General features: G+C 49.9%; 20 protein-coding genes. 15 read left to right on the top strand and 5 right to left on the bottom strand.

Annotation, left to right across the window (positions count from 1 at the left end; translation table 11 throughout):
• Window positions 1-57 precede the first annotated feature (57 nt).
• On the bottom strand, window positions 58-402 hold the full coding sequence (locus RB298_RS03265) for a hypothetical protein (protein ID WP_096776943.1): 345 nt from the start codon (window positions 400-402) through the stop codon (window positions 58-60).
• Between the two features lie 188 nt (window positions 403-590).
• On the opposite strand from RB298_RS03265, the gene RB298_RS03260 reads away from it, so the two are divergent.
• The 3 genes from RB298_RS03260 to RB298_RS03250 all read left to right on the top strand — a co-directional run bounded on the left by RB298_RS03260 (window position 591) and on the right by RB298_RS03250 (window position 3437).
• Complete coding sequence (locus tag RB298_RS03260) at window positions 591-1169, top strand: hypothetical protein (RefSeq protein WP_096776944.1); 579 nt, start codon at window positions 591-593, stop codon at window positions 1167-1169.
• A gap of 256 nt (window positions 1170-1425) precedes the next feature.
• Complete coding sequence (locus RB298_RS03255) at window positions 1426-1875, top strand: MarR family transcriptional regulator (RefSeq protein WP_096776945.1); 450 nt, start codon at window positions 1426-1428, stop codon at window positions 1873-1875.
• A gap of 56 nt (window positions 1876-1931) precedes the next feature.
• Window positions 1932-3437 carry a DHA2 family efflux MFS transporter permease subunit gene (locus RB298_RS03250; protein ID WP_096776946.1) on the top strand — a complete coding sequence of 502 codons (1506 nt, stop codon included), beginning with the start codon at window positions 1932-1934 and terminating at the stop codon, window positions 3435-3437.
• A gap of 123 nt (window positions 3438-3560) precedes the next feature.
• Here the strand turns inward: RB298_RS03250 and RB298_RS03245 are convergent, their stop codons facing one another.
• A complete protein-coding gene (locus tag RB298_RS03245) occupies window positions 3561-3725 on the bottom strand; it encodes a DUF1328 domain-containing protein (protein ID WP_036663891.1) in 165 nt (54 codons plus the stop codon).
• 278 nt (window positions 3726-4003) lie between these two features.
• On the opposite strand from RB298_RS03245, the gene RB298_RS03240 reads away from it, so the two are divergent.
• From RB298_RS03240 to RB298_RS03190, 11 genes are all read left to right on the top strand, one after another.
• The gene (locus RB298_RS03240) at window positions 4004-4525 is read left to right on the top strand and encodes a DUF948 domain-containing protein (RefSeq protein ID WP_036663863.1); all 522 of its coding nucleotides are present in this window, start codon (window positions 4004-4006) and stop codon (window positions 4523-4525) included.
• 56 nt (window positions 4526-4581) lie between these two features.
• Window positions 4582-5115, top strand: coding sequence for a hypothetical protein (locus RB298_RS03235; RefSeq protein WP_096776947.1), 534 nt, complete (start codon window positions 4582-4584; stop codon window positions 5113-5115).
• Between the two features lie 87 nt (window positions 5116-5202).
• Window positions 5203-5544, top strand: a complete 342-nt coding sequence (locus RB298_RS03230) for a YflT domain-containing protein (RefSeq protein WP_009594092.1) — start codon at window positions 5203-5205, stop codon at window positions 5542-5544.
• Window positions 5545-5795: 251 nt separating this feature from the next.
• Window positions 5796-6971 (top strand): SpoIIE family protein phosphatase, encoded by a 1176-nt coding sequence (locus RB298_RS03225; protein ID WP_096776948.1) that lies wholly within the window; start codon window positions 5796-5798, stop codon window positions 6969-6971.
• Window positions 6968-10627: a response regulator gene (locus RB298_RS03220; protein ID WP_486045729.1), complete on the top strand. Its 3660-nt coding sequence runs from the start codon at window positions 6968-6970 to the stop codon at window positions 10625-10627. The genes RB298_RS03225 and RB298_RS03220 overlap by 4 nt, the downstream gene beginning before the upstream one ends.
• 78 nt (window positions 10628-10705) lie before the next feature.
• Window positions 10706-11560, top strand: coding sequence for a CheR family methyltransferase (locus RB298_RS03215; protein ID WP_486045727.1), 855 nt, complete (start codon window positions 10706-10708; stop codon window positions 11558-11560).
• A gap of 20 nt (window positions 11561-11580) precedes the next feature.
• Window positions 11581-13260: a response regulator gene (locus tag RB298_RS03210; RefSeq protein ID WP_486045725.1), complete on the top strand. Its 1680-nt coding sequence runs from the start codon at window positions 11581-11583 to the stop codon at window positions 13258-13260.
• A 112-nt stretch (window positions 13261-13372) separates the two neighbouring features.
• On the top strand, window positions 13373-13696 hold the full coding sequence (locus RB298_RS03205) for an STAS domain-containing protein (RefSeq protein ID WP_009594079.1): 324 nt from the start codon (window positions 13373-13375) through the stop codon (window positions 13694-13696).
• Between the two features lie 32 nt (window positions 13697-13728).
• Window positions 13729-14178: an anti-sigma B factor RsbW gene (rsbW, locus tag RB298_RS03200; RefSeq protein ID WP_015737478.1), complete on the top strand. Its 450-nt coding sequence runs from the start codon at window positions 13729-13731 to the stop codon at window positions 14176-14178.
• Window positions 14175-14945: a sigma-70 family RNA polymerase sigma factor gene (locus RB298_RS03195; protein WP_009594120.1), complete on the top strand. Its 771-nt coding sequence runs from the start codon at window positions 14175-14177 to the stop codon at window positions 14943-14945. Before rsbW ends, RB298_RS03195 begins: the two co-directional genes overlap by 4 nt.
• Window positions 14946-15067: 122 nt before the next feature.
• Window positions 15068-16045, top strand: a complete 978-nt coding sequence (locus RB298_RS03190; RefSeq protein ID WP_096776951.1) for a magnesium transporter CorA family protein — start codon at window positions 15068-15070, stop codon at window positions 16043-16045.
• 99 nt (window positions 16046-16144) lie between these two features.
• Here RB298_RS03190 and RB298_RS03185 read toward each other — a convergent pair whose 3' ends face one another.
• From RB298_RS03185 to RB298_RS03175, 3 genes are all read right to left on the bottom strand, one after another.
• Window positions 16145-16576: a DUF5665 domain-containing protein gene (locus tag RB298_RS03185; RefSeq protein WP_036663874.1), complete on the bottom strand. Its 432-nt coding sequence runs from the start codon at window positions 16574-16576 to the stop codon at window positions 16145-16147.
• 134 nt (window positions 16577-16710) lie between these two features.
• The gene (locus RB298_RS03180; RefSeq protein WP_009594054.1) at window positions 16711-17121 is read right to left on the bottom strand and encodes a YtxH domain-containing protein; all 411 of its coding nucleotides are present in this window, start codon (window positions 17119-17121) and stop codon (window positions 16711-16713) included.
• 48 nt (window positions 17122-17169) lie between these two features.
• Window positions 17170-17427 (bottom strand): GlsB/YeaQ/YmgE family stress response membrane protein, encoded by a 258-nt coding sequence (locus RB298_RS03175; protein ID WP_015737475.1) that lies wholly within the window; start codon window positions 17425-17427, stop codon window positions 17170-17172.
• A 281-nt stretch (window positions 17428-17708) separates the two neighbouring features.
• Between RB298_RS03175 and RB298_RS03170 the strand changes: the two genes are divergently transcribed.
• Window positions 17709-18713 (top strand): asparaginase, encoded by a 1005-nt coding sequence (locus tag RB298_RS03170; RefSeq protein WP_486045721.1) that lies wholly within the window; start codon window positions 17709-17711, stop codon window positions 18711-18713.
• Window positions 18714-18726 lie beyond the last annotated feature (13 nt).

Below are 18726 nucleotides of genomic sequence, written 5' to 3'. Positions count from 1 at the left end.
TGCCATTTAACATGCCGGGGTGCATGAAGGATCATGAAGCCCGATAGCCATACACGATTACTCTACATAAATCCAAGCTTTACCGAGCCATGTATATACTTCAACCCATTCCCCGCCAAGCATGACATCGTAACGATTGCCGGTGGTGTCGAGCTTTTGCGGAGCCAAGGCACCAAGCTTTTCGCCGTTTGGAGCGTTGTAGAAGTAAGTTTTGCTTGTAAGCTCAATCATCGGCGTCGGTACGATCACGACTTCTTCAGGCTTGATGAGCGGGTCTTCCACCGAGATCGGAGCCGGTCCTGAAGTGTTGGATACCGTACCGTTAATCGGATCCGCGCTTGCTACGGCGGTTAGGGACAGGGTGAGTGCTAGGGCTGCAGTAATGCTTAGCGTTTTTTTCATGGAATGATTCCTCCTTGGGACCGAAGTAGTATTTGACAATATCGTAATAACCACCATTTGGATGTTTTGAACCAAGAAAGTTGGGTACAATTCTCAAATCGTGACAAGTTTCCAGGATTCCTATATACTTTGGGGATGGGAAAAGCCCTGCTCCAGCAGGGAAATCCTTTGGGAGGAGGGATCTTTGGATGGTACGCCGAAAGAAACGAACCGGGCGATTCCTATTGGGAATACTTGTCTTGTTGCTTGTGATCATCGGTGCGGCAGTCTGGTTTGTTTATCCTACGCAATCCCTGGACATGCGCTATCGATCCGTTGATTTCAAGGACAAATTGATGACCATGGTGTCGAACCGGGATACCCGCATGAAACTAAGCACGGAGGAAGTCGGGGAACTCAGCAAGAAGAACATGGTAAAATATATGAGCACGCATGACCTTGGCGTCGATATAACCGGTGCCGATTTCGTAATGAACGGTACCACCATGACAGCCCGCATGAACGGAAAATGGGGCGTATTGCCGTTTGGAGCCGTCCTGCGCTTCCAGATGTCAGCCGAGGGAAGCTACCTTCACCTGACGCATGAATCGACAACGATTCGTGGCGTTGAAATTCCGCTGAATGTGTTCCGGCTTGACCCCATTCAAATTTCGCTGAAGGACTATTTGCCGGATTTGGTAACCGTGAAGAATGTTAAGTTTCTGTCCGATGGCCTGGAATTGAACTTTACGATGGATTGGATGTCGATTCCTTCGTTGTTTAAGTAAAGCAAGAGAATCGGCTAAAGACCCAGACAAGGAAACGATGTCTGGGTCTTTTTTGCATTTTCTTTCATGATAAAGCATTATTTTCAGAAAATAATTATGGAAAAAATATATATGTAAACATTGACACTGAAATGATCCCCTACTATAATCAGTAAATGTTTAGAAATAAATGTTTTAGTACTAAAGTATTTAGAGGCGAAGGAAAGGTGTCTCTATTGAAGGAGTGCTGGACCATTAAAGGAGTGTAAAAAAATACATGTCCATGCGGAATGAAATTCTGGAGTTGGAGATGCTATTTAAGAAGATGCTTCGGACTGTGCAGAATGAATGGCAGAAGGAGGGGTTCCCTAAGCTGGGGAGAACTCAGTACACCGCCTTGGAGAAGCTCCACGAACAGGGTGCTTTGAGATTGTCTGACTTGGCGGATTCCATTCATGTGACGTGCGGCGCGGTCACGGGCATATCCGATAAATTGATCGAAGGCGGATTCGCGCGCCGCGTAAGGGATACAACCGACCGCAGGGTCATCCATCTGGAGATTACGCCGCTCGGGCGGGAGCTGATCGAGCAGTTGGCCAATAAACGCGCCGAACTGAGCGATTTGTTATATGGTTTTCTAACAGATGAAGAGGTTAGGCAGTTGAGTTCCCTGTACCGCAAAATTTTGACGAATGTTGAGTATATCCAAGGTCAGCTGTCCACATAGAACAAACATGCTATTGATATGAACGAACTTACTTAGAAAGAGAGTGAAAGCTTCCGATGAATACCCATACTGCTGCTCGCCCCGGCGAGCCTGTCAAGAAAGGCCCCATCATTGCCGCATTAATGATTGGCGCTTTTGTCGCCATTCTTAACCAGACTTTGATGAATGTTGCTCTGCCGAGCATCATGGAAAATTTAAGCATCAAACCGACGGTAGCCCAGTGGCTGACCACAGGCTTTATGCTGGTGAACGGAGTGCTGATTCCCGTTACCGCCTACCTGATAGCGCGATTCTCGACCAGGCAGCTGTTCATCAGCGCCATGACGCTGTTTACGATCGGCACCTTGCTGTGTGCCATCAGCCCTAACTTCGCATTCCTTCTAACCGGACGCCTCGTTCAGGCAGCGGGTGCAGGAATTCTCATGCCGCTTATGACCGTCGTATTTCTGAACATTTTCCCTATCGAGAACCGCGGTAAAGCCATGGGCATGATGGGGATCGCCATGATCTTTGCTCCTGCGATCGGTCCTACGCTTTCCGGATATATCGTGGAGCATTACGATTGGCGGGTGCTGTTCTACATGATCCTGCCTTTCTCCGTTATCGCTACGTTAATCGGGGTCTTCTTCCTTAAAAACGTGACCGAGGTCAGCCGGCCCAAGCTGGACATGATCGCTGTCATTTTGTCGACGCTCGGCTTCGGCGGCTTGCTCTACGGCTTCAGTGACGCCGGGAACGACGGCTGGTCCAGCACGCCGGTCGTGACGACCCTTGCGGTCGGCACGGTTGCCCTCATCCTGTTTGTATGGCGGGAAATGAAGGCTGACAATCCGATGCTGGAATTCCGTATATTTAAGTACAACATGTTTACGTTAACGACCTTGATCAATGTCATCGTCACGATGGCGATGTATGCCGGGATGATCCTGCTGCCGATTTATCTGCAGCAGATTCGCGGGTTTACGCCGGTGGAATCCGGTCTGCTCATGCTTCCCGGCGCGATTCTGATGGGGATTATGTCACCCATCACGGGCGCGATATTCGATAAGGTTGGCGCAAGATGGCTGGCTGTTATCGGTCTGGCGATTACGGTCATTACGACATGGGAGTTCAGTAATCTGACCGAAACGATGTCTTACGGCCAGATCATGATTATCTATACGGCCCGCATGTTCGGTATGTCGATGCTCATGATGCCGATTCAGACCGCGGGACTGAATCAGCTGCCGCGGAGCTTGAACGCCCATGGTACGGCCATGTCGAATACACTCCGCATGGTTTCCGGCTCGATCGGAACCGCGATTCTCGTTACCGTCATGTCCACCCAGGCGGAGAGCCGAGGAGAAGCCTTGATGCAGTCGGGCCTGTTTGATCCGAAGAATCAGGCCGACCTGCTTAAGCTGGGCAACGAAGCAACGATTTATGGCATTAACTATGCCTTTGTTATTGCCACCTGGATCAGCGTGGTTTCCTTGATTCTGGCTTTCTTCATCAAGAAGACGAAGCCGGCGGAAGAGCCGAAGGCAGCCGGAAGCCGGGAGGCTGCAGCAACGAACGCTTAATCCGCCTCAAATTCAAGCACGCCACAAAAAAGGGTGTCCCATCCGTTTAACAACGGAGGGACACCCTTTTTCACGTTCCTATGTGTATATTCAATGCACGGGCTTTAACAACATGTGACGCCGTCACATACTTCGTCTGCGTCCGGTAAAGAGAGAGATCACAAACAGGACAACGAAGACGAAGAACAGAACCTTCGCGATACTGGCTGCAGCCTCAACGATGCCGAAGAAGCCGAAGATCCCTGCAATCAGTGCAACCACCAGAAAAATTACGGACCATTTTAACATCATATTCACCCTGCTTTCTTCATCGATTTTATTGGATATATGGCATGTCATCGCATGCTGCTCCAAGTAAGGAGCTCTTATCCAATTTGAAGATCGGTAGGGGCCATCGGCGTTGCCGCAGCGCCCTTCGTAGTGTTCTTTAACCGGGGCGGCAGGGGATGAAACAAGCTGGAGAACAGTGGCATGGATGGCAAGGAACCCTTTGTTTCGTGAGGTGGGGGATAGGGTAACTATTGCGTATCCGAAACCAAACATAACTTGAAAGCGAGGGACAACGTATGCTAACTCAAATCAGTGTTGCCATTATTGCCGTGGCATTTGCGGTTCTCGTATTCTTCTTGATCAAGACATTGAAGGCGGCCACGCAATCGCTCGAAAAGGTAACACAAACGCTTCAGGAAGTACAAAAGACGGTCGACGAATTGAGTTATGAAGTGAAGCAGACCATTCGAAATACGAACGATATTACGGTGGATGTTCAGCATAAGATGAAACAAATTGATCCGGTTATGGATACCGTCAAAAACCTGGGAGAAGCTTTAAGCGAAGTCACTTATGCGGTGAAGCAAATATCCGCCGGCATGGTTAGCCGCTTTAAGCAATCCCGGATAGAGCAGAAGAAAGAGCAGCCCGCCCGCATGGAAGTGCCTTTGACGGCACAAGATCGCACGTTCCAGTCGTATGACGCCGTCTATCAGAAGACGGAAGCGGAAGAAAAGTCCCGCAGCCGGAACTGGCTGTCCTACGTGGACACGGCAGTTGGCCTGTGGAACAGTTTCCGTCGTCAAAAAGCCAGATAACAGGTTTAAGCCAAGCCAGGGTATAACACGGCAAGATGATGAAAGGAGGAGGTCGCATGTGGAATGTCGCACTGTTGATGGTCGGGCTCATGGTTTACTCCGGAGGTGGGGGTGCTGCGGCAGCGCAGCAGCCTGCTGCCGAGATATGGCAAGCGCCTGTAGTTCATGCCGCTGCGGATGTTGGACAAGCACACACCGGCGACAACTCTTCAGAGGGCTACGGGACGTTAAACGGGATATCGCTTGCGGATACCAAGCGTGATATCGTCCGCAAGCTGGGAACGCCTGCACGAATCGAGCAGGACGGGCTGAGCGGAACCACTAAGCTTCTTTATAAAAATATGGAAGTTGGAGTCCGCAACGGCTACACGGAATATGTTCATGTCAAGCCCTCTGCCGAGTCCTTTCAGGTTGAAGGCCAGCATATAGGCATGTCAACCGATCATGTCCGGTCATCCCTGGGTAAGCCGTATTTTAAGGCGGAGGACGGAGATGTATACCTTGAGAACCATCATGCGCTTAAGGTATACATTGACCGGGATACCGGTGAAATCGAAGGCGTCGATTTATTTTTCGATTATAGTGAATAAATTTGTTTCAACCTTGAGAATTACGGTTAATAACCAATGGACTATAACCTAAATTGAGGTTTAACACTATTAGGGGAGGTTTTCACAATGGAATTCACCAATACGAAGTCATATGCCAAAGTCGTGGAAAACGGGACGCAAGCGGTTCAGGAGGTTCAGAATCTACGGCAGTCCGGTTACGATCTGGATCACATTTACGTACTGGCCCATGATTCGGACAAAACGAGCCGGATTGTGGAAGCAGCCGATGCCAATAATGTAGGCATTAAGGAAGAAGGCGTGTTTGATGCCCTGGCGAATCTGTTCCGGTCCCGCGGGGATGAGCTGCGTGCCAAAATCGTATCGCTTGGCTTTACCGAAGCCGAGGCGGGATTTTACGAGAAACAATTGGACCTTGGCAAAGTGCTCGTGATAGCTAAGAAGGATTGAGGAAGCATTGAACGTTCAGCCTGGCGCTGATTCGACATAGGAGTTATAGGACTTAAAACATAGATAAGGAATGAGACTATTGACGTCTCATTCCTTATCTATGTTTTAAAAGAATGTTCCATATATCTATTAAAAGTGGAAGATTCAAGCTTGAGAACCTTTTTCTATGGCAAATGATCAAAGGGTTATTATAGTATAATAGTAGGAAAAGGATTTCTGCCGCATAAGCCGTAACGTTAAAGGAGAGGGCAATGAGAATATTAATCGTAGATGACAATCCGACTAACGTCATTATTATTCGAGAAATCTTGAAGAAGGAAAATTATCAAAATACACTATCTGCATCTTCGGCCCTGGAAATGCTGGAACACCTGGGGATCGGCGATCGCAGCCATGATCCGAAACCCCGTAGGGCGGATATCGATTTGGTGCTGCTCGATATGATGATGCCTGAGATGGATGGAATAGAAGCTTGCCGTATTGTTCAGCAATACGAGCATTTGAAAGATATACCGATCATTATGGTCACCGCCGTCGGAGATTCGAAGAAGCTGGCGGAAGCGCTGGATGCCGGTGCCGTCGATTACGTCACGAAACCGATCAACAAGGTGGAGCTGATGGCGCGGATACGCCTCGCGCTTCGGTTGAAGCATGAGAAAGACTGGCATATTGAAAGGGAACAGCGGGTCCAGGCGGAATTGAAGCTTGCGGCCATGGTTCAGAATGCCGTGTTAAGCTCGCCCATCGAAGATGAACAGCTGGAGATTCATGCGCTGTACCAGCCCTCGGCAGAGCTTGCGGGAGATTTGTATGCATGGTTTCCGCTAGGCGACGGACGTTATGGCGTGATTCTGCTGGATATGATGGGACACGGGATTACTTCGTCCCTGTTTTGCATGTTCATTGCTTCGGTGCTGAAGGATACGGTGACGACTTATGTCGAACCGGAGAAGGTGGTTCAAGAATTGAATCGCAGATTCAATCAGTTGAACCTGGGCGAACAGCTGATTCAGTACTATTTTACGGCCATCTATCTTGTCGTGGACACTCGTTTGAAGCGGGTGGACTATGTCAACGCTGGACATCCCCCGGCTCTGTTCTTCAAGGAGGACGGCGAGGTCATGACGCTGGATCAAGGCTGCTGCCCGGTTGGCTTGTTCGACCGGATCGAGGACATGGAGCCACGAAGCTTTCATTATGAAGGCGAAGGTCATTTGGTTATGTATACGGATGGCCTGCTCGAACTGGTAGAGGGCGGACATGACGAGAAGCTGGATCACCTGAAGACGCATCTGGGTGGCCCTCACCATTGGAGAGAGGACGAAATGAAGGAACAGTATTTTGTGGATGATCCATCGCAGGAGCGAGAGGACGATAAATGCCTGGTTTGGATATCTCTTAAAAAAGGAGAGGGAACCCATCAATGAAGCTTAAGAGCAAGTTAGTCATTGGTTTTACAACATTACTGGCGCTTATGCTGGTTTTAACCCTGATCGGGTACGACCGGATCAGTTATATGAACAACCAGATGGACCAGATCTTCCAGGAGCGATACCAGAAGGTGCGAAACTCCAGCGGCATGCGCGGAGAAGTCAACAATATGGCGCGAGAGCTTACGAATATGATCCTGAGCAACGATCCGTCTACGTATGCGGTGTCCAAACAGGAAATCGAGACGATGACGGCACAGGCGGAGGAGTATTTCAAGGCCATCAAGGAAAGCGTAAATACCGCAGAGGAACAGCAATTGCTGGTCCGGATCGAGCGTGCGGGTAACGAATATATCGTGTATCAGAACAAGACGCTGGAACTGCTCTCTACCAGCGACGCAGATGGGGCCAACGCACTCCGTAATTCCACCGGGCAAGCGGTTCAGGATGAGATTCTGATGAGCCTGAACGAGCTTAGCGGCTACGAGAATCAGAAGATCAACGATGATATAGCCGCAGCGCAAGCCGCTTACGACCGCTCCGTGCAAATATTCATCTACATCATGGCCGGCGGGCTTCTTATCGGAATGCTGGTCATTCTATGGATTCTCCCAAGCATAACCCGGGGCATCAACGTGGTTTCCATGATGCTGAAGAGCTTCGGCGAAGGCAGGCTGAAGGCCATCCGCCGTATCAAGGTTACGTCCAAGGACGAGTTTGGGGACGTAGCTCGAGTATTCAAAGACTTGTCCGAAGACATCATCGAGAAGCAGCGCATCGAGGAGACCTATCTCCAGGCGCAGCGTGATCAATCCTGGCTGAACTCGAACATGGCCAGAGTCACCGAGCTGCTGGAAGGAATCAATTCCCTGGAAGAGGTCGGCCAGCGATTTATCAGCGAATTCACGCCGATCTTGGGAGCTCATTACGGAGCCATCTATATCCGTCAGGAAGACAAACATCCGAACAAATTGGAGATGAAGGGCTCCTATGCCCATGAAGGCGGAGAAGAGCCGAAGGTTGCGTTCATGATCGGGGAAGGGCTTGTAGGCCAGGCGGCGCTCGATAAGAAGCCGGTCGTCCTGAAAGGCGCTCCTGAGGACTATATGAAGGTGGAATCCGCGTGGGGTTCATCCAAGCCGGTGTCTATCATGATCTACCCGATTCTGTTCGAGAATGAAGTGCTGGGCGTCGTCGAGTTGGCTTCGTTCGAGGAAACGACATCTTTGCAGGAGCAGCTGATGTCTCAGCTAAGCCAGTCCCTCGGCATCATTCTGAACAACATCACGGGCCGACTGCGGGTCGAGCAGCTGCTGCGCGAATCCCAGGCCATGACCGAAGAGCTTCAGGTTCAATCGGAAGAGCTCCAGACGCAGCAGGAAGAGCTTCGCCGTACCAACGAGAATCTGGAGGAGCAGACCAATGCCCTCAAGCGTTCCGAGGACCTGCTGCAGCGCCAGCAGGAAGAGCTGGAGCACTACAATACCGAGCTTGTTGCCAAGACGCGTGCGCTTGAGGAACAAGTGCAGGAAGTGGAAGAGAAGAACGATGAAATCGAGAAGGCGCGAGTACAGCTCGAGCAGCAAGCGAAGCAGCTCTCGATTACAACCAAATACAAGTCGGAGTTCATGGCGAACATGTCCCACGAGCTGCGCACCCCTCTTAACAGCCTGCTGATATTGTCGCAGCTGCTGTCTGAGAACAAGGATGGGAACCTAAGCTCCAAGCAGATTGAGTATGCACAGACGATTTACATGTCGGGATCCGACCTGCTCAAAATGATTGATGAAATTCTCGACTTATCGAAAGTGGACGCCGGGAAAATGGAAATCAACTATGAAGACGTCCAGCTTCCGGATATCGAAGCCTTCGTGGAGCAGAATTTCGCCGCGGTGGCATCGCGCAAGCATATTAATTTGGGCGTGCATATTGAAGAGGATATCCCGCAAAGCATCGTGACGGACAGTCATCGCGTGAAGCAAATTCTGCGCAACCTGTTATCGAATGCTTTCAAGTTTACGAATAGCGGCTCTGTCGAGCTGCAGGTGGAGAAGGCCGACAAGGACAAGCTTCCGGTTTACCTAAATGCCGAATCGGACTATGTGGCCTTCGCTGTCAAAGATACCGGAATCGGCATTCCGGCAGACAAAACGGATCTGATCTTTGAAGCCTTCCAGCAGGTGGACGGTACCACTAGCCGCAAATACGGCGGGACCGGGCTTGGCCTTTCCATCAGCCGCGAGCTATCCCGCCTGTTGGGCGGGGGGATTACGGTTGAATCGGAGGAAGGCAAAGGAAGCTGCTTCACCCTCTTCCTGCCGGCAAGCCATCCAGAAGTGGCAGACGGTGCGAAGGAAGCGGCCGCAGCGATGGAGGCACCGCCGGAGAGCGCTCTGATCGTACCGAAAGCCAAGATGGTTACGAAAGAGGTTCAGCCTGCCATACAGGTAGACGATGATCGCAACCAGCTCGGGCCGACGGATAAAGTGCTGCTCATCATTGAGGATGACGTGAAGTTTGCCAGAATCCTGCTCGATATGGCCAGAGGCCGCGGCTTCAAGGCTTTGGTCGCACTGCAGGGTGACATCGGACTGGAGATGGCCAAGTCGTACAGACCGGATGCCATCATTCTGGATATCCAGCTCCCGGTAATCGACGGCTGGTCCGTCATGGGCGAGCTGAAGAGCTCTGCGGTTACCCGCCATATTCCGGTGCATGTCATCTCCGTTGTGGATGAAGTGAAGCAAGGCTTAATGATGGGAGCGATCGCTTACCTGAAGAAACCTTCAAGCCGGGAAGCGCTGGAGGACGCGTTTACGCATATCCAATCCTATGCGGAAAAATCGATGAAACATCTCTTGATTGTCGAGGATGACGATATTCAGCGGAATTCCATTATCGAATTGATCGGCCATGACGATGTGTCGATTACGGCGGCATCCACGGGCGCCGAGGCGCTCAGCGAGCTGCGTAAGCAGCGCTATGATTGCATGGTGCTTGATCTGATGCTGACGGATATGACAGGCTTTGAACTGCTTGACCAGATTCGCGATGACGAGAACCTGGTGGATCTGCCTATTATTATTTACACCGGCAAGGATTTGGATTCGAAGGAAGAGATGCAGCTTCGCAAATATGCGGAGTCGATCATCATTAAGGACGTGAAGTCTCCGGAACGGCTTTTGGATGAAACGACGCTGTTCCTGCATCGGGTTGAGGCCGATTTGCCGGAGGACAAACGTAAAATTCTGCAGAAGCTGCACAACAAGGAAGAACTGTTTGAAGGCAAGAAAATTCTGCTTGTGGATGACGATATCCGCAACGTGTTTGCCCTCTCCAGCGTGCTGGAGGGATACAATATGGAAGTGACCTTTGCCGAGAACGGCCGGGAAGCGATCGAGCTCCTTCAGCAGAATCCGGATTTCGATCTGGTGTTAATGGATATGATGATGCCGGAGATGGACGGTTATGAGGCGATGCGCCGTTTACGCGAAATGCCGGAATTCGACAAATTGCCGATTATTGCCCTGACGGCCAAAGCCATGAAAGAGGACCGCGCGAAATGCATTGAAGCGGGTGCTTCCGATTATATGAAGAAGCCGATTCAGACAGAGCAACTTCTTTCCCTAATGAGGGTTTGGTTGTATTCGTAAGCCGCTTTTGTGGGTAAAGTACAAGTAGCAAATAAACACTCGGAAAGCGGTGCAAGCGTAATGTCATCTAGTGACCATATGGAATCAGAACTACTGTTGTTGACAGAGAATAGCGAGCGTGAACTGGAACAGATCGAGATCGAACTTCTTTTGGATGGCATTCATCGATTCTATGGTTACGATTTTCGAAATTACGCCATTCCTTCGTTGAGGCGGAGAATCTGGCATCATGTTCATGCAGAGGGTGTTTCCACGATTTCTGCCCTCCAAGACAAAGTACTGCACGACCGTTCATGTTTTGAGCGGCTCATATATAATTTGTCGATTCCTGTTACGGAAATGTTCAGGGATCCGACACTATTCTTGACATTCAGGCAGTCGGTGGTTCCATTGCTTCGTACGTATCCGTATATACGGATTTGGCATGCGGGCTGCTCAACCGGAGAAGAAGTGTATTCCATGGCCATTTTGCTTCATGAAGAGGGACTGTATGAAAAATCCCGGATTTATGCGACGGACATGAATTCGCGTTCGCTCCAGCAGGCCAAGGAAGGCGTATTCGACATCAAACGCATGAAGCAATATACGAAGAATTACTTGGAGGCGGGCGGTACCCGCTCGTTCTCCGAATACTATACCGCGAAGTACAACTCGGTTATTTTTCAGCCGTTCTTGAAGAAAAACATGATATTTGCCGAGCACAATTTGGCAACGGACCGCTCCTTTAACGAGTTTAACGTGATTTTTTGCCGGAATGTCATGATCTATTTTAATGACCAGCTGCGGGATCACGTGCACGGATTGTTTCACGAGAGTCTAAGCCATTTCGGTATTCTCGTCCTGGGCGCCAAAGAGTCCATACACTTTACGAATTATAGCGAAGCTTATGAGACATTGGACCGCGTCGAGAAAATCTATCGAAAGATTAAATAGAAGTTTTGTAGGAGGATCTCATGGGGTTTCACGAACCGATTCATATTCTGTTGGTAGATGACCGCCCTGAAAACTTACTTGCACTCGAAGCTGTTCTGGACAGCGAACAATACACGCTCATTAAAGCTACTTCGGGCGAAGAGGCTTTGCGATATCTCTTGAAGTATGATTTTGCCGTGATTGTTCTCGATGTCCAAATGCCCGGCATGGACGGCATTGAAACGGCAAGGCTGATCAAGGCGAGAGACAAGACAAAGGATATTCCGATAATATTCATTTCCGCAAACAGCAAGGACGCGGAGCATCTTTTTGCGGGATACTCCGCCGGTGCAATCGACTATATGGTTAAACCCTTCATCCCTCAAATCTTGAAATCCAAGATCGAGGGTTTTGTCGATATGTATCGGACCAATAACAGGCTGAAGATCCAGTCCGCGCAATTGCACCAGAAGACTCAGGAACTGGAAAAGATTAATCAAGAGCTAGTGCTGGCCAAGGAAGAAGCCGAGATTGCCGCCAAAGCCAAAACCGAGTTTCTGGCGATGATGAGTCATGAGATCCGAACGCCGATGAATGGCGTCATCGGGATGATTGATTTGCTGATGGACAGCGAGCTTCAGGATGAACAGCGTGAATATGCCACGATTATCCGCAACAGTGCGGATGCCTTGGTTAACATCATTAATGACATTCTGGATTTCTCCAAGATGGAATCCGGCAAAATGGAGCTGGAGGAATATCCGTTTGATCTTAAGTCCTGCGTTCAGGAAGTGTTCGGTTTGTTCTCCGGAGAAGCCTCCAAGAAAAACCTGGAGCTTACGTATTATATCGAGGATCAAATCCCTTCGATGGTATTCGGCGATATGGGGCGCCTGCGTCAAGTGTTGGTGAATTTGGTATCCAATGCCGTAAAATTTACGAATGAGGGCGGCGTGTATTTGGTTGTTTCGCTTGCCAAGGCTGAAGAGAATCGATTAACGCTTGAATTCACGGTAAAAGATACGGGAATCGGTATCTCATCGAAGAAGCTTGACCGGCTGTTCAAGCCGTTCTCTCAACTGGATTCCTCGATGACCAGACGCTACGGCGGAACAGGTCTGGGGCTAGCGATCTGTAAATCGCTTGTGCAGATGATGGGCGGAGAGATCGAGGTTGACTCCAAGGAAGGGGAGGGAGCCACCTTCGTATTCACGATCTGCGTTCACACGCATGAGGAGGAGCATCCTCGGCTACGGGAAGAGGAACATTCGGACAAATATCGGGTGCACGGGGGAAGACAGCCGAACATTCTGATCGTGGACGACCATCCGATTAATCGAAAGCTGATGGAGAGCATGCTTGAAAAGATGGGAATGATCGCGGATATGGCCGAAGACGGCAGGCAGGCCGTTGAGATGGCTGCCGGGCATAAATCTTACGACATGATCTTTATGGATTTGCAAATGCCGGTCATGGACGGTTTGGAGGCCGCTCGCCTCATCCGCCAGATGAAGCCGGAAGCGGACGCTCCCGTACTCGTTGCGATGACAGCCAATGTCATGGACGGGATTCAGAAGCGCTGCTTTGATGCCGGCATGAATGAATATATCAGCAAACCGGTCAAAATCAGCTGTGTAAAGCACCTGATCTCCCGTTATATGCCGGTAGAGCCGGACGGGTGGGACATCAGCCCAAGCCAAGTTCGAATCATCAACGGCTAGTGAATGAATCGTTTTCCATATATTAGCGCGCCTTGATCCCTCGTTAACCTGTTTCAACAAGCGAGATAACGGGTTATGTAAAGGGAAAACAAATGATTGGGAGAGAGTGTCTATGAATACAAAAACGAATGATAAGTTCAATGCCAAGACCCAAATGAACGAGGGCGTATGCACTGTATTTTTGAGCGGTGAACTTGATTTGTCCGTCGCTCCGGATTTTCGATTGGTAATGGAGCCTCTTGTCGGCAATTCCGAAGTAGACTTGATCGTCAACATGAAGGACATGACATATATTGATAGTACGGGCATTGGTATTCTTCTGTCGATACTGAAAGCCAGACATGGCATGGAAGCACGCTTTGCAGTTGAGGAAGTTCCGCCGCAAATTCAAAAGCTGTTCGATATGACGGGTATTGCGAAGTTCTTTCAGTCGTAAGAAGAATTCCCAATAGGAAAGGATCGAAAAGAATGAATTCAGATGTACAAAGAATAACACTTAATTTGCCTGCCAGTGCTGAATACGTGGATATTGTAAGGTTGAATCTATACGGGATAGCTTCCAAGATGGGCTTTTCCTATGAAGAGATCGAAGATATGAAGGTTGCGGTGTCGGAGGCCTGTAACAACTCGGTTTTATATGCTTATAGCCAGGAAGGCGGAATGGTAGAGGTTTTATTTCAAGTGACCGGCGAGTCGCTATCCATTACGGTCAGAGACGAAGGGGAGAGTTTCGACAGTGTGGGGGCGGTTGGCGATCGTACACTTCATGATAAAGATCTCAGCGAGGTCCAAATCGGAGGACTTGGCTTCTACCTGATGGAGGCGCTTATGGACGAGGTGAGCGTGACAAACCAGGCTGGAAAGGGAACCGAGGTTACGCTGACGAAGCGGCTCGCAAGAAGCGAGGAGCCAGTATGAGTGATAAGGCGACTCCCCAAGAGTCCAGAGATGAAGCAGTTCATTTAATAGAACAGTATCAGCAGACGAAGGATAACGATATCGCAACGGTGCTGATTAAAAAATATGAACCGATGGTCAAGATGGCAGCAGGCAAAATCGCCCGGAATCGGCCCGATCTGTATGAGGATTTATATCAGGTTGGTCAAATGGCATTAATCCGTTTGCTTCAGCAATACGACATTAGCCTGGGGATTCCGTTTGAGCCCTACGCCATGAAGAGTATGATCGGGCATATGAAAAACTTCCTCCGCGATAAATCATGGTACATTCAAGTGCCAAGACGAATCAAGGAGAAGGGGGCCTTGGTCCAGCAAGCGATTGATGAATTAATGGTGAAGCTTGAACGATCTCCTGATGTGAATGAGATTGCATCCTACCTGGATCTTTCCGTTGAGGAAACCGTTGAAGTGTTGGCGGGTAGGGAATGCTATCATTATGTATCATTGGATTCCCCATTGTCTCAGGAAGAAACCGGGGCCACGCTTGGAGAGCTGATCAGTTCGGACGTGAACGACTTTGATTCCGTCGAGAAGCGCATGGATCTTCAACAGGCGATGAGCCAGCTGAAGGAGCAGGAGCAGAAGGTGCTGCTGCTGGCATTTCAGGAGGGGCAGTCCCAACGAGCGATCGCTCAAAGGTTAGGTGTGTCGCAAATGAGTGTCTCGCGTATCCAGAAGCGGGCAACGGAAAAACTGAAGCAAATCATGTCCAATTCTTCGTATTGATATGGACAAGCTTCGTAGAGACAGACGTATAGCAACATAAGGCACGCTTCCTCCATCACGGGAATGCGTGCCTTTTTTGAAACCTAATATCCGTATTTATCGAAGGGAGTGGCAAGGAAATCATGCTTGGGCCGGATACGACAGAAGGTCAGGATATTTATGATTTTGCAGGGGGGTGGCAATGGCACGATGTCCGAACGGATAACTGGCAATCCTCCTGGATCGGCGAGCTTCGGTCACGCTATCCTTATACAGCCGAATGGTTTAATCTGGCACCGTCGTTAAAGGAGCGGAATTACTTATCCGTTCGTTTCAAGGATGGGGTGGAGGCGGTCATTATGGGGTCCATGCTTTACAAGGTTACGAATGAACGCGAGCATCATAAGTCGGAACAGTTCTATTTCTATGTGGATGCTCAAGTGCTGATCACCATTAATTTGGATGAGCATACCCGCAGCGTGATGGCCAAGGCCGATAGAGCCTCGATGCTTCATCAATGCGAGCGGCCCGTAGACGGCCTGTTTGTATTGGCCCGGGCCATTCTGCATTATTACCATGCAGGAATGGATCAATTCGAACATAACCTGCGTCTTGTCGAAAAGGATATGCGTACACGCAACCGAAGATCTTTAATGGATAACATTCTCTCGTCAAGGTTTGAGCTGCTGGAATGGAGCAACCTGTTTATTCCTTTTCAGGAGCTGATCGCTGCGGCGAAGGAAGGGTATCACGGCGAGCTGGATGCCAGCCGCTCGTTTCAACAGCTCCTGCATCGAGTAGAAAGAATGGAAAGGCTGATTTATCACTATGAGCGCGAAATCGATACGCTGGTATCCATAGATGATGCCATCTCGGCGTTCCGCGGCAATGAAATCATGAAGACCTTGACCATCTTTACGGTCGTATTCACACCGGCAACCGTGATCGGAGCCGTATGGGGCATGAATTTCGAAAACTTGCCCGGCATTAAGACGTTCTGGGGCTTCACGGCAGTCATTGGCTTCACCCTGCTCTGGACCGGAGGGATGTACCTTTGGATGCGTGCGAAGGGATGGACGGGGGACCTGCTTCAAGTAAAGTCCAAAAACAGGAATATTTGAGTGCGAAGTACACGATTGCATAAGAAGTGCAGCAATAACTCATCACAATCGCCCGGTAACCGTTAAAGGTACCGGGCTTGTTCAGGTAATAGAGACGAATTAGGATTTGGATTGTTCAATATATCCCTGCAGGTTCGAGATGAAATCCCCTATCATCGGCACATTGACAAAGAAGCTGAGAATGTAACCCAGAAGACCCAGCACGAGAGCCGTGCCAAGGGTTAAGCCCAACCCCCGGGCCAGGCCGGCAGTGAGGTTGGCAATGATGCGTTTCTTGGGATTCATGTAATTATCGATCATGTCTTTCATTTCGGACTTCTCCAGCGTGGCGGCGATTTTGTCCAGTCGCGTGTTCAATTTCTTCACTTCGTGCCTAAGCTCAAAGGGATGCTCCTGCACCTCATCCGCCTCTTTCGAGTGTCTTTCCCTGGACGATTCGGATTGCACTCGTTGTTCCTCGTTTCGTGTCGAACGACTGCCGCTTCGGGTTGAGAAGCCGGAGCCGCCATGATATGGGTTTGCTTTACTCATGAAATATCCCCGCTTTCCAGGCAGATGCGCCGTTTCATTTCACTTCGGAATCCATACAATGTGGATAAGACAACGTGCCGGATCTGGCACAAAAATAGCCAGCTGCGTCAGCTGGCTATTCGTGACCCTACGAATTAATAATTCGTTGTCGTTTTCATTTCACGGCTGACTTCGGAAGAGGTGTCCATCGCTTTATCCTTCACATCTTTGGAAGCACTTGAAACCTCGCTCGACACGTCTGCCGACGCTTCCTTGACGCTGGACATAATGCTTTGGCGGCCTTCGTTCACGGTGGCCATGACATCGGAGGCTTTGCTTCCTACCGTTTTTGCCAGTTCAGAAGCTTTATCGCCTACGGTATAAGCGACTTCTTTGGTTTTATCCGACACCATGCTCAGCTTCTCGGATAAATCCCCGCGAAGCTCGCGGCCTGGCTTTGGAGCGAACAACAGAGCTGCCGCCGCTCCGACCAAGGCACCGATAAAAGCACCTTTGAAGAATGTGGAACCGCTTTGTACTGGATATTCTTGTTCTGCGTTATTCATAACTTTCACTCCTTTTAGTTAATATAAAAATGAATATAAACACGAGGATCAGGCTGTGCGTCTAAACAACTTGGCAACAAGACCGAGCAGGAATACAAAGATGGCCGTACCGATGATTGCGGGCACAATGGCAAATCCGCCTATGACAGGACCCCAAGCTCCGAAGAGCCACGGTCCGAGCCATGCGCCTATGAAACCTGCGATCATGGAACCGATAATTCCGCCCGGCATTTCATGACCAACCAGCGCATCCCCGATTATCCCGATGATGATTGCCATCACGATGCTGATGATGATTCCCCACATACGATCGCCTCCTTTTTCAGAGCAATGTGTTTCGAGTGGGCTTGCTTATCTCGTAATTAAACGCAAGGCCACACCATGAAACAGGAGACGTGCAAAACGGGAGATAAATGAAATGTCCGTCCTCTATGGAACGTATCCTGCTGTCAATTGCCCTTTTTTGTACTATACTGAATACAGATTCGCAATCATTCTCGAATAAGCGTGATCTCGGGGAGATGCAAGCATACAGGCTTCTCAAGGCATCATACGTAACAGACGGTATATAGAAGGAGTTATTCAACATGGACACTGTATTGGTGAAGGAATATCGGGCGGACATCTTGGAGTGCGTCCACAATGGACATATATGTGTTGTGAATGAACAAGGTAAGGTCGAGGCTTATGCGGGAGATCCGGATTATGTCGCATTTACGCGTTCTTCGGCCAAGCCGATGCAGGCGATTCCTTCCATTCGGGGCGGGCTGGTCGATCATTACGGACTGTCCGATGAGGAAATTGCGATCATGACGGCTTCGCATCGTGCGGAGCAGGCTCATGTGGAAGTGTTGGAGCGTTTTGCACGCAAGGCGGGCATCAGCGAAACCCACATGGTGTGCGCATCCAACTGGCCGCTGGACGAAGGAAGCAAAGAAACACTTTTGCGAGGCGGCGGCGAGAAAAGTAAATGGTACCATAACTGCTCCGGCAAGCATTATGGCATGCTGGCCTACTGCCAGATGGCGGGATATCCGTTGACGGGATACGATCAGCCGGAACATCCGCTGCAGCAGGAAATCCTTCGGACGGTCGCCTATTTGGCGGGATTGGCTCCCGGCGATGTGAAACTGGGAACCGATGGATGCGGACTGCCGGTATTCGCCATGCCGCTCCGCGCTTTGGCAACAGCCTACATGAAGCTTGCATGCCCGGACCTCATAGAGGACGAGCCGACGCGAAAGGCGGTCATGCAAATCACGAAGGCCATGCATGCAGCCCCTTATATGGTGGCGGGTAAACACAAAGTGGATACCCTTCTTCTGGAAGATCCTAATATTGTGGCCAAGGGCGGCTTCAAGGGAGTGTACTGTTTCGGCCTTAAGAAGGAGCGGCTCGGCATTTCTTTCAAAATTTCGGACGGCTCCGAGGAAGAATGGGGCTGGATCGCGGAGTCCATATTGGAACAAATCGGCTATGGCAGCAAAGCGACCATCGAACGGCTGAAAGCTGCATATCCTAAGGATTTATATAATGATGAGGGTCTTCGAGTAGGCAGGGTAGAAACCGGATTTAAGCTGCTCCACGCTTAAAGGCGACTGATTA

Origin of the sequence: Priestia sp. BR_2, assembly GCF_041954005.1 — a bacterium.
In the GTDB taxonomy this organism is placed as follows: domain Bacteria; phylum Bacillota; class Bacilli; order Paenibacillales; family Paenibacillaceae; genus Paenibacillus_AQ; species Paenibacillus_AQ lautus_A.
Note: the sequence above shows the minus strand (reverse complement) of the source record. Positions and strands in the feature narration are given on the sequence as shown.

What these genes read in the sequence shown, in the direction of transcription:
- RB298_RS03185 (WP_036663874.1), bottom strand. Translation starts at nt 16,576, where the DNA reads ATGAGTAAAGCAAACCCATATCATGGCGGCTCCGGCTTCTCAACCCGA.
- RB298_RS03180 (WP_009594054.1), bottom strand. Translation starts at nt 17,121, where the DNA reads ATGAATAACGCAGAACAAGAATATCCAGTACAAAGCGGTTCCACATTC.
- RB298_RS03205 (WP_009594079.1), top strand. Translation starts at nt 13,373, where the DNA reads ATGAATACAAAAACGAATGATAAGTTCAATGCCAAGACCCAAATGAAC.
- RB298_RS03175 (WP_015737475.1), bottom strand. Translation starts at nt 17,427, where the DNA reads ATGTGGGGAATCATCATCAGCATCGTGATGGCAATCATCATCGGGATA.
- RB298_RS03220 (WP_486045729.1), top strand. Translation starts at nt 6,968, where the DNA reads ATGAAGCTTAAGAGCAAGTTAGTCATTGGTTTTACAACATTACTGGCG.
- RB298_RS03250 (WP_096776946.1), top strand. Translation starts at nt 1,932, where the DNA reads ATGAATACCCATACTGCTGCTCGCCCCGGCGAGCCTGTCAAGAAAGGC.
- RB298_RS03245 (WP_036663891.1), bottom strand. Translation starts at nt 3,725, where the DNA reads ATGTTAAAATGGTCCGTAATTTTTCTGGTGGTTGCACTGATTGCAGGG.
- RB298_RS03195 (WP_009594120.1), top strand. Translation starts at nt 14,175, where the DNA reads ATGAGTGATAAGGCGACTCCCCAAGAGTCCAGAGATGAAGCAGTTCAT.
- RB298_RS03265 (WP_096776943.1), bottom strand. Translation starts at nt 402, where the DNA reads ATGAAAAAAACGCTAAGCATTACTGCAGCCCTAGCACTCACCCTGTCC.
- RB298_RS03210 (WP_486045725.1), top strand. Translation starts at nt 11,581, where the DNA reads ATGGGGTTTCACGAACCGATTCATATTCTGTTGGTAGATGACCGCCCT.
- RB298_RS03255 (WP_096776945.1), top strand. Translation starts at nt 1,426, where the DNA reads ATGTCCATGCGGAATGAAATTCTGGAGTTGGAGATGCTATTTAAGAAG.
- rsbW (WP_015737478.1), top strand. Translation starts at nt 13,729, where the DNA reads ATGAATTCAGATGTACAAAGAATAACACTTAATTTGCCTGCCAGTGCT.
- RB298_RS03260 (WP_096776944.1), top strand. Translation starts at nt 591, where the DNA reads ATGGTACGCCGAAAGAAACGAACCGGGCGATTCCTATTGGGAATACTT.
- RB298_RS03215 (WP_486045727.1), top strand. Translation starts at nt 10,706, where the DNA reads ATGGAATCAGAACTACTGTTGTTGACAGAGAATAGCGAGCGTGAACTG.
- RB298_RS03235 (WP_096776947.1), top strand. Translation starts at nt 4,582, where the DNA reads ATGTGGAATGTCGCACTGTTGATGGTCGGGCTCATGGTTTACTCCGGA.
- RB298_RS03190 (WP_096776951.1), top strand. Translation starts at nt 15,068, where the DNA reads ATGCTTGGGCCGGATACGACAGAAGGTCAGGATATTTATGATTTTGCA.
- RB298_RS03240 (WP_036663863.1), top strand. Translation starts at nt 4,004, where the DNA reads ATGCTAACTCAAATCAGTGTTGCCATTATTGCCGTGGCATTTGCGGTT.
- RB298_RS03230 (WP_009594092.1), top strand. Translation starts at nt 5,203, where the DNA reads ATGGAATTCACCAATACGAAGTCATATGCCAAAGTCGTGGAAAACGGG.
- RB298_RS03225 (WP_096776948.1), top strand. Translation starts at nt 5,796, where the DNA reads ATGAGAATATTAATCGTAGATGACAATCCGACTAACGTCATTATTATT.
- RB298_RS03170 (WP_486045721.1), top strand. Translation starts at nt 17,709, where the DNA reads ATGGACACTGTATTGGTGAAGGAATATCGGGCGGACATCTTGGAGTGC.